The following is a 12,494-nucleotide window of genomic DNA, read 5'->3' on the forward strand; positions in this document are numbered from 1 at the left end:
CTACTTGTCCTTCCGGTCGGCGAACGCCGACACGCTGGCACCACCGGCGGCGCCGGCAATGTGGTCGACCACGGCGTCGAGCTCGAGGTCGAGCCCGCTCCCGAGGTCGGTGGACAGGCCCTCACGGACCAGCCGCTTGATCGTGCGTACGGCGTCCGGTCGGCGCGTCGCGAGCCGACTGACGAACCGCTCCACCTCGGCGTCGAACGCCTCTGCGGGGAAGGACCGGTAGGCCAGGCCCCACTCGACGGCGTCGACGCCGGTCAACCGGTCACCGGACAGCAACAGGCCGAGAGCCCGCTGAGGGCCGACGATGCGCGGGAGTCGTTGCGACCCGCCGCCGCCGGGCACCATGCCGAAGTTGACGTGGTTGTCGCTGATCCGGGCGTCGTCGCGCACGAGGACGACGTCGCTGGCCTGCATCAGCTCGAACCCGCCGGCCATCGCGATGCCCTCCACGACGGCGATCACCGGCTGGGCGATCGCACCCACGGCCTCGCACGCACCGCGGAAGGACTCGAAGAGACTGCGCAGCGCGGCCGGCCCCTCGGCGCGGAGCCGCTGGACCTCGGCGAAGTCACCGCCGGCGCAGAAGTTGCCGCCGGCCCCGCGGATCACCACGACGCTGACCGAGCCGTCCCCACCGGCCACCCGGATCGCCTGCTCGAGCGAGACCGCGAGGGCCGTGGTCACGGCATTCATCGCGTCGGGACGGTCGAGGGTGATCCGCGCGATCCCGTCAGCGATCTCCAGCCTCACCGGAGGCATCCCGGCGGTCACATCCCCCTCCCGCCCGAGACCTCGAGGACGGCGCCGGTCATGTAGCTGGACAGGTCGGAGGCGAGGAAGGCCACGACGTTCGCGATCTCCTCGGGCTCGCCCGCGCGCCGCATCGGGATGGTCGCCTCGGTGGCGGCATAGGCCTCCGGCGTCATCGCCTCGGTCATCGGCGTGCGGATCAGGCCGGGCTGGATCGCGTTGACCCGGACGCCGTGGTGGGCCAGCTCCTTGGCAGCCGCTTTGGTCATGCCGACGATGCCGGCCTTGGCCGCGCTGTAGTTGGTCTGGCCCGGGTTGCCGCTCTTGCCGGACATCGACGAGATGTTGATGATGCTGCCGCTCTTCGCCTCGCGCATCACCTCGCTGGCGGCGCGGATGCCGAGCCAGGTGCCCTGCAGGTGGACGGTGATGACGGCCTGGAAGTTCTCGAGCGTCATCTTCTTCAGCGACGCGTCCCGGGTGATGCCGGCGTTGTTGACGATCACGTCGAGGCCGCCGTACTCGGCCACGGCGCCGGCGACGAGCGCCGCGACGCTCTCCTCGGACGTGACGTCACAGGCGACGCCGCGGGCAGCGGGGCCGACCGCCTCGGCTGCCGCCAGAGCCTTCGCGCCGTCGAGGTCGGCGATCGTGACCCGCGCGCCGTGGCCGACGAGGGTGGTCGCGATGGCGAGCCCGATCCCCTGGGCGGCTCCCGTGACGATCGCCGTACGGCCTTCCAGCAGCGCACTCATGCGATGTACCGCACGATCGAGTGGACGACGGCCGCCGGCTTCTCGGAGCCCTCGATCTCGAAGGTGCTCTCGAACGTCGACTGCACGGCCCCCTCCAGGACCGTCACCGACAGCACCCGGGCGGTCAGCCGGATCTTGCTGCCGACCGGGACCGGTGCCATGAAGCGGACCTTGTCGAGCCCGTAGTTCACGGCCATCCGGACGTTGTCGACGCGGTAGAGCTGGTTGAGCAGCGGCGGGAGGAGCGAGAGCGTGAGGAACCCGTGCGCGATGGTCGCCCCGAACGGTCCCTCCGCGGCCCGCTCGGCGTCGACGTGGATCCACTGGTGGTCGCCGGTGGCGTCCGCGAACGTGTCGATCCGCGCCTGGTCGATCTCCAGCCAGTCGGACGTGCCCAGCACGTCGCCCTCTGCGTTCGCGAAGCCCGCCACGCCGTCGTACACCTTCACCTGTGTGTCCTGTCTCGCTGGTCCATCAATGGATTTTGAATCAAAACTAAATTATAGTCTCGTTTTGAAAAGAGCAACAGTCGAGAACGTCAACGCAGGAGGTTCCATGTCCGAGGCCTACATCGTCGAAGCCGTGCGCACGCCCGTTGGGCGCCGCAAGGGCGGATTCGCCGACGTCCACCCCGCCGACCTCGCCGCGCACTCCCTCAAGGAGCTCGTCGCCCGTGCCGGAGTCGACCCCGCAGCCATCGAGGACGTCGTCCTCGGCTGCCTCGACAACATCGGCGCCCAGGCCGGCGACATCGCCCGGACCGCTGCGCTCGGCGCCGGATTCCCCGAATCCGTGCCCGGCGTCACGATCGACCGCCAGTGCGGCTCCGCGCAGCAGGCCGTGAGCTTCGCCGCCATGGGCGTGAAGAGCGGCATGCAGGACCTGGTCATCGCCGGCGGTGTGCAGAAGATGAGCCAGTTCCCGATCCTCTGCGCCTTCGCTGCCGGCGAGCCCTACGGCTCCACCGACCCGTGGACCGACAACCAGGGCTGGCAGGCGCGCTACCCCGGCGAGGAGATCTCCCAGTTCCGTGGCGCCGAGATGATGGCCGCCCACTGGAAGCTCACCCGCGAGGACTGCGAGGAGTGGGCCTTCCAGAGCCACCAGCGTGCGCTGGCCGCGATCGACGCGGGCTGGTTCGAGAAGGAGATCACCGCGTTCGCCGGCGTGACCACCGACGAGGGCCCGCGGCGCGACACGACGCGCGAGAAGATGGCGACGCTCCAGACCCTGGTCCCGACCGGCGTCCTCACTGCGGGCGTCGCCTCGCAGATCTCCGACGCATCGGCTGCCCTGCTCATCGCCTCGGAGGCGGCCGTCAAGCAGCACGGGCTCACCCCGCGCGCCCGGATCCACCACGCGTCGGTCCGCGGCGACGACCCGGTGATGATGCTGTCCGCGCCGATCTCGGCGACGCAGTACGCCCTGAAGAAGGCCGGCCTGACGATCGACGACATCGACGTCGTCGAGATCAACGAAGCGTTCGCGCCCGTCGTACTGGCCTGGAACAAGGAGCTCAACGCCGACCCGGCGAAGGTGAACCCCAACGGCGGCGCGATCGCCCTGGGCCACCCCATCGGTGCGACCGGTGCCCGGCTGATGGTCTCGATGCTGCACGAGCTCGAGCGCACCGGCGGCCGCTACGGCCTGCAGACCATGTGTGAGGGCGGCGGCCAGGCCAACGTCACCATCATCGAGCGTCTCTGAGAGCGGGTACGACGATGGAACGCACGCTCTTCGACGAGGACCACGAGTCCTACCGCGCCACCGTTCGCGAGTTCCTCGCCCGCGAGGTGATCCCGCACAAGGACCAGTGGGACGACGACAAGTGGATCCCCCGCGAGGTGTTCAAGGCGGCCGCCGAGGCCGGTCTCTACGGGCTGCAGATCCCCGAGGAGTACGGCGGCAGCGGGGTCGACGACTACCGCTACCGCCTGGTGGTCAGCGAAGAGGTCGCGCGGGCCAACGCCATCTCGTTCGGCGTCACGCTCGGCCTCCAGGACGACCTCTTCCTCGCCTACCTGCTGGGTCGCGCCGACGAGGAGCAGAAGAAGCGCTGGCTCCCCGGCTTCGCCGCCGGTGACCTGATCGGCGCCCTGGCCATGACCGAGCCCGGCACCGGCAGCGACCTGCAGGGCATCCGCACCTCGGCTCGGCGCGACGGCGACCACTGGGTCGTCAACGGCCAGAAGACGTTCATCTCCAGCGGCATCATGGCCGACCTGATCGTCCTCGCCGTGCGGTCCAGTCCCGAGGGCGGCTCCAACGGCTTCAGCCTGCTGATGGTCGAGGCCGACTCCACGCCCGGCTTCGAACGCGGCCGCAAGCTCGACAAGATCGGCCTGCCCGCCCAGGACACGGCCGAGCTGTTCTTCACCGATGCCCGGGTGCCGGTGGCGAACCTGCTCGGCGAGGAGGGCCAGGGGCTCAAGTACCTGATGAGCCACCTGCCGCGCGAGCGCCTCGGGGTCTGCGCGCAGTCGATCACCACTGCCCGCGCCACCCTGGACCAGACCATCTCTTACCTCCAGGACCGCACGGCGTTCGGGAAGCGACTGATCGACTTCCAGAACACCCGGTTCGAGCTGGCCGAGATGGAGACCGAGCTCGACGTCGCCCAGGCGTACATGGACGCCTCCGTCGTCGCGTTCAACCAGGGCACGCTGACGCCGGTCGAGGCCGCCAAGGGCAAGTGGTACATCAGCGAGCTGATGAAGCGGACCGTGGACCGGTGCCTCCAGCTGCACGGCGGCTACGGCTTCATGCGTGAGTACGCCGTCGGCAAGGCCTACGTCGACACCCGGATCCAGACGATCTACGGCGGCACCACTGAGATCATGAAGGAGATCATCGGCCGCGACATCGCTGGCCGCTGACTTCGCCTGCCGCTGACCACGCACGACGCCCTGGAGGCCTGATGACCACCACCGCCACGACCGCCGACGCCCTCGAAGACGCCCTGGCGTCCCGGTTCAGCTGCCGCGGATTCCTGCCGCAGACCATTGAGGACCACGTCCTTCGACGTCTCTTCACGATGGCCCAGCGCACCGCGTCCTGGTGCAATTCCCAGGCCTGGCAGGTCGAGCTGGTCGGCGGGGCGGCGGTCACCGGGCTCTCCGAGCGACTGCTCGCCCACGTGCCGGTCGCGGCCGAGCAGCCTGACATCCCCGGGCCCGAGCGCTACGAGGGCGTCTACCAGGACCGGCGCCGGGCGTGTGGCTTCGAGCTCTACAACGCCGTCGGCATCGCCCGCGACGACCAGATGGGTCGGCTGACCCAGATGCTGGAGAACTTCCGGTTCTTCGGCGCACCGCACGTCGCGATCATCACCAGCCCGAAGGCGCTCGGGACCTACGGCGTCATGGACTGCGGTGGCTACGTCGCCACGCTGCTCACGGCAGCCGAATCGCTCGGCATCAACGCGATCGCGCAGGCCGCGATCGCGATGTACGCCGACGTGGTGCGCGCCGAACTCGGCATCCCCGAGGACCGCTCCATCGTGTGCGCGGTCTCCCTCGGGTACGCCGACCCGGACCACCCCGCCAACACGTTCCGGACCTCCCGCGAGGACGTCGGGGTCGCCGTCTCCGGGCTGCCATGACCCTCACCCGGATCACCGACCACGTCGCGGCGATCGAGCTGCCCCTGCCGCTCGAGGGCCTCACGAGCGTCAACTGCTACGTCCTGCGCGGCGACACCGAAGCGGTGCTGGTCGACCCGGGCTGGTCCTCCCCCGAGACAGAGCGCACGTTGCTCGACGGGCTGGACGAGCTCGGCCTCGCACCCGCTGACATCGGCCGCGTGCTGACGACCCACCACCACTGGGACCACTACACGCAGGCGATCACGTGGCAGGGCAGGCACGGCATCCCCGTCCACCTGGGCCGCGGCGACGCTCCGAGCATCCACGCGTGGCACACCCTCGACGGCGCTTTCCCACGCCAGGTCGGCCTGCTCGAGCAGGCCGGGGCCTCGGCGATGGCGGCCGCCGTCCAGGCGATGCCCGCAGAGGTGCACGAGCAGGACATGGACTTCGACCTGCCCGCGGGTTGGATCGACGACGGCGCCGAGATCGACCTCGGTGGCCTGCTCGTGCGGGCGCACGCCACGCCCGGCCACACCCGCGGTCACGTCTGCTTCGAGATCGTCGGCGAGGACCTGCTGCTCAGCGGCGACCACGTGCTCCCCCGGATCACGCCCTCCATCGCCTACGAGCGCGAACCGTCCGAGGACTCCCTGACGTCGTACCTCGGCTCACTGAGGCTGGTCGCCGACCTCTCCGACGCACGCCTGCTCCCGGCCCACGGCGCGATCGGCGACAGTGCTGCCCAGCGGGCCAAGGAGCTGATCGTCCACCACGACGAGCGACTCGACGTGATCCGCGACCTGGTCGACGCCGGGCGCAGCACCGCGCACAAGATCGCCGCCGCGATGACGTGGACGCGACGCGAACGTCGGCTCGACGACCTCGAGCTCATCCACCAGATGACGGCGGTGCTCGAGGTCGCGGCGCACCTCGTCGTGCTGGAGAAGGCCGGCGCCGTACGACGCGAGCGCGTCTCCGGCATCGATCACCACACGGCGACCTGAGGATCAGCCGACGGGGTTCTTGCCCACCGTCACGTCGTCGAGGTCGGCGATGTCGCTCCAGCGCTCGGACACCTCGCGCAGCGACGGCGGCTCGGTGAAGACGGCGCCCTTGTTCTGGAACTGCGCGACGCGGTAGACCTGCCCACCGCCGGCGACGAACACGGCGCCGGTGTCGGTGGACTCCTCGGTGAGGAGGTAGGCCACGACGGGCGAGACGTACGACGGCGGCAGCTTGTCGAGCATCTCCTGGGGCGCGATGTCCTCGGTCATCCGGGTGGCGGCCATCGGTGCGATCGCGTTGGCGTGGATGCCGTCGCGGGCGCCCTCGATGGCGAGCGTGTTGAGCAACCCGACGAGACCGGCCTTCGCAGCGCCGTAGTTGGCCTGCCCGAAGTTGCCGAAGAGCCCGCTGGTGGACGTCGCCATCACGATCCGGCCGAAGCCCTGCTCGCGGAAGTACGGCCAGACGGCCTTGCTCATGTGGAAGCCACCGTCGAGGTGCACCGCCTGGACCAGCTTCCACGCGTCGACGTCCATCTTCGAGAAGGACGTGTCGCGCAGGATGCCTGCGTTGTTCACGAGGCCGTGCACGGCGCCGTACGTGTCGATCGCGGTGGCGACGATGGCGGCTGCGCCCTCGGCGGTCGCGACGCTGTCGTAGTTGGCCACGGCGTCGCCGCCGGCCGCCCGGATCTCCTCGACCACGGCGTCAGCCATCGTCGTACCGGCACCGCTGCCGTCGCGGGCGCCACCGAGGTCGTTGACGACGACCTTGGCCCCGACGCTCGCGAGGAAGAGCGCATAGTCGCGTCCCAGTCCGCCGCCCGCACCGGTGACGATGACGACCCGGCCCTCAACCCCAGCCATGTCAGGCGACGACCAGGTCGTCGCGACCGGCCGCCTGGAGCGTGGCGACGTACTTCGGGAAGAGCTTCTTGCCGAGGGGCGCGATCTTGAGCAGGCTCGCGACGTTGCCGTCGACCTTGATCTTGCCGCGCGCCATCGAGAGGGGCAGGTTGACCTTGCCCTGCCAGTAGGCACTGCCGAGCTCCGCGGTCATCCGCATGGTGGCGAGAGGAGCGGCCATGCCTTCGCCGCTGCCGATCTCCTGCTTGACCATGTCGACCACCAGGTCGGCGTCAGGATCGGTGAAGGCGAACTTCACGACGATCCCGCTGGCCTTCATCTTCGGCCCGATCTCGGGGTCGTCGAACCCGGCCTGGAACACGCTGCCGATGTAGTGGCGAACCTCGTCCGCATCCTTGAAAGCCATTGCTGGGCCCTTCCCCTTGGCGAGCCACCCGACGTGGTCTCACTGACACCACAACCGTAACATAAGTTAGGTTATGGTAGAAGAGGTCCCGGCCACTTCGAACCGGACAAGGCGCGATGCCTACGATGACCATCGAGATGTCGAGGAGAAGCCGATGAGTGAACGACCGGTCCGCCGCAACGAGGCGTTGCGTACGTCGTGGTTCGAGGGCGCCAACGAGATCCTCGCGACCGACGGCTACGGCGCCCTGAAGCTGGCCCCGCTGTGCAAGAAGCTCGGCGTGACGACCGGGTCGTTCTACCACTCGTTCGACAACTGGCAGGACTTCACCGACGCCCTGCTCGACGCCTGGCTGCACGAACGCACCGAGCAGCTGGCCGAGGTCGCTCACACCAATCCGGACCCGGTCGCGCGCCTGGAGATCCTGATCGGCAACGTCACGGAGTTCAACCACCGCGCGGAGGCGGCGATCCGGGTCTGGGCGGGAGTGGACGACCGGGTGGCTGCCATCCAGCGCAAGGTCGACGAGGGGCGCTACCAGGCCGCCCGCGAAGCACTCGCCGCGATCGTCGGCCCCGAGCGGGCGGAGGCCTTTGCCATCTGGGGTCTCAGCACCGCCGTCGGCTACGAGATGCTCTCCTACCTTCACCCGACCGAACACCTGCCGTGGGCACTCGGCCAGGTGCTCGAGCGAGCACAGGCCGCCGCGCAGTCCGACGCCTGACGCGCGGCAGCGCGGCAGCGTGGCGCCTGCCGCGAAGCGGCACGGCGCCCGCCCCTGGGCCGAAGGCCCGGGTGGCGGACGCCGTTGGCGACACGCTCGCGCCATTGAGCTCAGAACAGCTTGCGCATCAGCGCCCGCGCCTTCGGGCCGTACGGCGGGTAGACCAGCGACGGGTCCGGGCGGAAGCCCTTGGCCGCCACCGACTTGCGGTGGCTGAGGGCCTGGAAGCCCCACTCGCCGTGGTAGGCGCCCATCCCGCTCGCCCCCACGCCACCGAACGGCAGGCTGGGGATGAGGTAGTGGATGGCGCAGTGGTTGATGACCGCTCCGCCCGCCGGGACCTGCTCGATGATCCGGTCGGCCACCGCACGGTTGCGGCTGAAGACGTAGAGCCCCAGCGGTTTGGATCGGCCGTTGACGAACCCGATCACCTCGTCGACGGTCTCGAAGCTGCGCACCGGCAGGATCGGGCCGAAGATCTCCTCGGTCATCGACGGCTCGTCCGGATCCGGGTCCACCAGGATGGTCGGCTCGATGGTGAGCGCCTTCGCGTCCGTGCCGCCGCCGGCGACCACCGTGCCGCGCGTCGAGGCCAGGTAGCCGGCCAGGCGATCGAACTGGCGCTGGTTGACGATCCGCTTCGGACCTTCCCCAGCCGTGAACTCCGCCATCGTCTCGCGGAGCTTCGCGACCAGCTCGTCCTTGACCGACTCATGCACGAGCACGTAGTCGGGCGCGATGCAGGTCTGTCCGGAGTTCATCAGCTTCACCCAGGCGATCCGGCGCGCGACGACGTCGAGGTCGGCGTCGGCGGTCACGATCGCCGGACTCTTGCCACCGAGCTCGAGGATGACCGGCGTGAGGGTCTGCGCCGCGCCCGCCATGATCTTGCGTCCGATCTCGGTGCCGCCGGTGAAGAAGGCGTGGTCGAAGCCCAGCGCGAGGAGCGACTGCGTGACGACCCCGTCCCCCTCGACGACCGCGAGGGCATCCTTGTCGAGGTAGTCCGGCAGCGCCTCGGCCATCAGCCGCGAGGTCGCCGGAGCCACCTCGGAGGGCTTGAGCACGACACAGTTGCCGGCCGCCAGCGCAGCGACCATCGGGCCGAGCGACAGGTTGACCGGGTAGTTCCACGGGCCGATCACCAGCGCGACGCCGAGCGGTTCGTACTGGATCCGGGCGCTGGCGGGCATCTGCGTCAGCGGCACCCGACGGCGCTGCGGACGCATCCACCGCTTGAGCTGCTTGATCGCCAGCTCGGCCTCGCCCTTCGGCGGAGCGATGTCGCCGAACCAGGCCTCGAACGGGCTGCGGCCCAGATCGGCGGCCAGTGCCTCAGCGATGTCGGTCTCGCGCTCGGCACAGAAGCGCAGCAGCCCTTCGAGCTGCGCCTTGCGCCACTCGTAGGTGCGGGTGCGTCCCGTGGCGTACGTCGCGCGGAGCCGGGCGATGAGGGCCTCGAGCTCGGCGGTGCTGCCCTGCACTGCAGGTGTGGCGGTCATGGCGATCCTTCTCAGCTCAGGGTGTACGGCATGCGCTTGACGGCCCGGACGAAGTTGCCGACGAGGTACTCCGGCTCCCCGAGCTGGAGGTTCGGCGCGCGGTGCAGGAGGTTGTCGAAGATCTCGCGCAGCTGCATCTTGGCGACGAAGTTGCCCATGCAGAAGTGCGGCCCGCCGCCGCCGAACCCGACGTGCGGGTTTGGGTCGCGCAGGATGTCGAAGACGTCGGCGTTCTCGAAGACGTTCTCGTCGCGGTTGCCCGAGGAGTAGATCATCGCGATCCAGTCCCCCGCCTTGATCTGCTCGCCACCGAGCACGGTGTCCTGCGTCGCCGTACGACGGAAGGTCATCACCGGCGAGGCCCACCGCACGAACTCCTCGATCGCCGTACCGATACGGCCCTGGTAGTCCTCGAGGAGCAACGCCTTCTGCTCCGGGAACTGCTGGAGGGCGCGCATGGTGAGGCTGATCGAGTTGCGGGTCGTGTCGTTCCCGGCGACCGAGAGCAGCACGAAGAAGGCGCCGATCTCGTCGTCGGTGAGCTTCTGGCCCTCGATCTCCGCGTTCACGAGGCCCGTCATCAGGTCGTCCTGCGGGTTGTTGCGACGCTCCTCGGCGAGCTGCATGCCCATCATCAGCAGGCCGACGAGCGACTCGTTGAGCACCTCGCCCGGCTCACGCCCGGCCGCGACCTCCTCGTCGGCCCACGAGACCATGCCGTCGGCGTGGTGCGCGGCCTCGAGGCGCTGGTCGAGGTCGGTGAGACCGATCATCTCGAAGATGGTCCACATCGGCAGCCGCTTGGAGACCACTTCGACGAAGTCACCCTCGGGGTTCTCGAGCAGGTTGGTGACGATGTCGTACGCCTGCCGCTTGATCTGGTCCTCGATGGTCTTGACCCGCTTCGGCGTGAAGGCCGAGCTGACGAGACGGCGCAGCACGGGGTGCCGCGGGGCGTCCATGCCGAGGAAGCTGCCGGCCGCCTCGTTGACGTCCTCGGGAACCTCTTCCATCTGGAAGCCCTGGCCCGAGCAGAACAGCTGCGTGTTCTTGCTGACCTCCTGGATCAGCGCGTGGCTGGTCACCACCCAGACACCTTCGTTCTCCGAGGGGATGAGGGCGCCCTCGATGGGCCGGTGCCAGCTGATCGGCGCCTCGGCGCGCAGCTTCTGGAAGGTGACCTCCCGCTCCTCGGCGGTCTGCGCCCAGAAGGACAGCTCCGAGATGCTGTCGGGGTGGAAGGCGCGAGCGGTGTCGTTGCTGCTGCTGTCAGTGATCGTCATGGTCAGACTCCGGTGGGGACGTAGAGCTTCTCGAGCTCGCGCTTCACGAGCTTGCCAGTGGGGAGCCGAGGGATCTCGGCGATGAAGTCGACGGTGCGCGGCGCCTTGAAGCGCGCGATCCGTTCGCGGGTGTAGTCGATGATCGACTGGGCGAGCTCGTCGGACGCCGCGGACGGGTCCTTGAGCTGCACGACGGCCTTGACGGCCTGGCCCATCTCGTCGTCGGGCACGCCGATGACGGCGACGTCGAAGATGTCCGGGTGCAGGGTCAGCACGGCCTCGACCTCGGCCGGGTAGATGTTGACCCCGCCGGAGATGATCGTGAACGCCTTGCGGTCCGTGAGGAACAGGTAGCCGTCCTCGTCGAGGTAGCCCAGGTCGCCGACGGCGGTCCAGGTGCCGTGCTCGGGGTGGGTCGCCTCGGCCGTCTTCTCCGGGTCGTTGTGGTACTCGAAGGGCCGGATGTCGCGCTCGAAGTAGACCGTGCCGACCTCGCCCGCGGCGAGCTCGACGCCCTCGTCGTCACAGATGTGAGTGACACCGATCATCGCCTTGCCGACCGAGCCGCGCTTGGTGAGCCACTCGGGCGAGGAGATGAAGGTGATGCCGTTCTGCTCGGTGGAGCCGTAGTACTCGAAGACCACCGGCCCCCACCAGTCGATCATCGCCTGCTTCACGTCCGGCGGACACGGAGCCGCGGCGTGCACCGCGAGCCGCAGGGTGCCGTGGGCGTACTTCGCGCGGGTCTCCTCAGGGAGCTGGAGCATGCGGACGAACATCGTCGGAACGAACTGGGCGACCGTGACGCCGTACTCCTCGATCGCGGCGAGGGCACCCTCGGCGTCGAACTTCTCCATCATCACCACGGTGCCGCCGAGAGCGTGCACGGCGCCGCTCCACTTGAGCGGGGCTGCGTGGTAGACGGGGGCGGGCTGCAGGTAGACGTCGCCCGGACCGACCTTGAACGGCCCGCCGAGGAGGCCGGCGATCGGGTCACCGGGCTGGTCGACCTGGATCGGGAGCATCGCCTGCTTGACGCCCTTCGGGCGACCGGTGGTGCCCGACGAATACATCATGTCCGAGCCGCGGGGCTGGTCGGTGAGCCGGTCGCCGGCGCCGGCGACCAGGTCGTCGTACGACGCGTAGCCGGCGACGTCGCCACCGAACGCGAAGGCGTGGGCGACGCCGGGGGTCAGCTCGCGCACCCGTGCGGCCACCGGGACCGCAGCGGCCACGATCAGCGCCGCAGCACCGCTGTCCTGGACGATGTAGGCGATCTCGTCGGCGGACAGGTTGCGGTTGACCGGGGTGATGTAGAGCCCGGACCGCATGCAGGCCCAGTAGATCTCAAAGCACTCGGCAGCGTTGTCGGTGAGCATCGCGACCACGTCGCCCTTGCGCAGACCGAGGCCGTGCAGCGCGCTGGCCAGGGCGGCCGAGCGCTCGTCGAGCTGGCCGTAGGTGAGGGTCCGGCCCGAGCCGGTCATCACGACCGCCGGGTGGTCGGGGTTGGTCGCGGCGTGGACTCCTGGGTACATCGAGCACCTTCCAGATCGTTGGGTCCAAGTACCATAACCTGAGTTATGCTGATCGTCCAGAGTGCTTGCC

Annotated in this window: 13 protein-coding genes; 5 read left to right on the forward strand and 8 right to left on the reverse strand. The window is 69.2% G+C overall.

Going from position 1 to position 12,494, the window contains the following annotated elements; all coding sequences use genetic code 11:
• From ASD84_RS03885 to ASD84_RS03895, 3 genes are read right to left on the reverse strand one after another with little or no spacing between them, the layout of a single operon-like run.
• Complete coding sequence (locus ASD84_RS03885) at positions 1–759, reverse strand: enoyl-CoA hydratase/isomerase family protein (protein WP_200954418.1); 759 nt, start codon at positions 757–759, stop codon at positions 1–3.
• A gap of 17 nt (positions 760–776) precedes the next feature.
• A complete protein-coding gene (fabG, locus tag ASD84_RS03890; RefSeq protein ID WP_056706832.1) occupies positions 777–1,514 on the reverse strand; it encodes a 3-oxoacyl-ACP reductase FabG in 738 nt (245 codons plus the stop codon).
• Positions 1,511–1,963: a MaoC family dehydratase gene (locus tag ASD84_RS03895; RefSeq protein ID WP_056706835.1), complete on the reverse strand. Its 453-nt coding sequence runs from the start codon at positions 1,961–1,963 to the stop codon at positions 1,511–1,513. Before ASD84_RS03895 ends, fabG begins: the two co-directional genes overlap by 4 nt.
• A gap of 106 nt (positions 1,964–2,069) precedes the next feature.
• Here ASD84_RS03895 and ASD84_RS03900 point away from each other — a divergent pair, with 106 nt between their 5' ends.
• From ASD84_RS03900 to ASD84_RS03915, 4 genes are read left to right on the forward strand one after another with little or no spacing between them, the layout of a single operon-like run.
• Entirely contained in the window at positions 2,070–3,221 is a 1,152-nt protein-coding gene (locus ASD84_RS03900; protein WP_056706837.1) for an acetyl-CoA C-acetyltransferase, read from the forward strand.
• Between the two features lie 14 nt (positions 3,222–3,235).
• Positions 3,236–4,390 carry an acyl-CoA dehydrogenase family protein gene (locus ASD84_RS03905; RefSeq protein WP_056706839.1) on the forward strand — a complete coding sequence of 385 codons (1,155 nt, stop codon included), beginning with the start codon at positions 3,236–3,238 and terminating at the stop codon, positions 4,388–4,390.
• Between the two features lie 41 nt (positions 4,391–4,431).
• The gene (locus ASD84_RS03910) at positions 4,432–5,115 is read left to right on the forward strand and encodes a nitroreductase (RefSeq protein ID WP_056706841.1); all 684 of its coding nucleotides are present in this window, start codon (positions 4,432–4,434) and stop codon (positions 5,113–5,115) included.
• Positions 5,112–6,104 (forward strand): MBL fold metallo-hydrolase, encoded by a 993-nt coding sequence (locus ASD84_RS03915; RefSeq protein ID WP_056706843.1) that lies wholly within the window; start codon positions 5,112–5,114, stop codon positions 6,102–6,104. Before ASD84_RS03910 ends, ASD84_RS03915 begins: the two co-directional genes overlap by 4 nt.
• Positions 6,105–6,107: 3 nt before the next feature.
• On the opposite strand, the gene ASD84_RS03920 is transcribed toward ASD84_RS03915, so the two are convergent.
• Both ASD84_RS03920 and ASD84_RS03925 read right to left on the reverse strand, forming a co-directional pair.
• On the reverse strand, positions 6,108–6,971 hold the full coding sequence (locus ASD84_RS03920; protein WP_056706845.1) for an SDR family oxidoreductase: 864 nt from the start codon (positions 6,969–6,971) through the stop codon (positions 6,108–6,110).
• A gap of 1 nt (position 6,972) precedes the next feature.
• On the reverse strand, positions 6,973–7,377 hold the full coding sequence (locus ASD84_RS03925) for an SCP2 sterol-binding domain-containing protein (RefSeq protein ID WP_056706847.1): 405 nt from the start codon (positions 7,375–7,377) through the stop codon (positions 6,973–6,975).
• A 154-nt stretch (positions 7,378–7,531) separates the two neighbouring features.
• Between ASD84_RS03925 and ASD84_RS03930 the strand changes: the two genes are divergently transcribed.
• Positions 7,532–8,101 (forward strand): TetR/AcrR family transcriptional regulator, encoded by a 570-nt coding sequence (locus ASD84_RS03930; RefSeq protein WP_056706851.1) that lies wholly within the window; start codon positions 7,532–7,534, stop codon positions 8,099–8,101.
• Between the two features lie 110 nt (positions 8,102–8,211).
• Here the strand turns inward: ASD84_RS03930 and ASD84_RS03935 are convergent, their stop codons facing one another.
• The 3 genes from ASD84_RS03935 to ASD84_RS03945 are packed head-to-tail and all read right to left on the reverse strand — an operon-like array spanning position 8,212 to position 12,424.
• Positions 8,212–9,603, reverse strand: coding sequence for an aldehyde dehydrogenase family protein (locus ASD84_RS03935; RefSeq protein ID WP_056706853.1), 1,392 nt, complete (start codon positions 9,601–9,603; stop codon positions 8,212–8,214).
• Positions 9,604–9,614: 11 nt separating this feature from the next.
• Entirely contained in the window at positions 9,615–10,886 is a 1,272-nt protein-coding gene (locus ASD84_RS03940) for a cytochrome P450 (protein ID WP_056706855.1), read from the reverse strand.
• Between the two features lie 2 nt (positions 10,887–10,888).
• Positions 10,889–12,424 carry an acyl-CoA synthetase gene (locus ASD84_RS03945; RefSeq protein WP_056706857.1) on the reverse strand — a complete coding sequence of 512 codons (1,536 nt, stop codon included), beginning with the start codon at positions 12,422–12,424 and terminating at the stop codon, positions 10,889–10,891.
• Positions 12,425–12,494: the final 70 nt, after the last annotated feature.

This window comes from Nocardioides sp. Root682 (assembly GCF_001427795.1).
In the GTDB taxonomy this organism is placed as follows: Bacteria; Actinomycetota; Actinomycetes; order Propionibacteriales; family Nocardioidaceae; genus Nocardioides.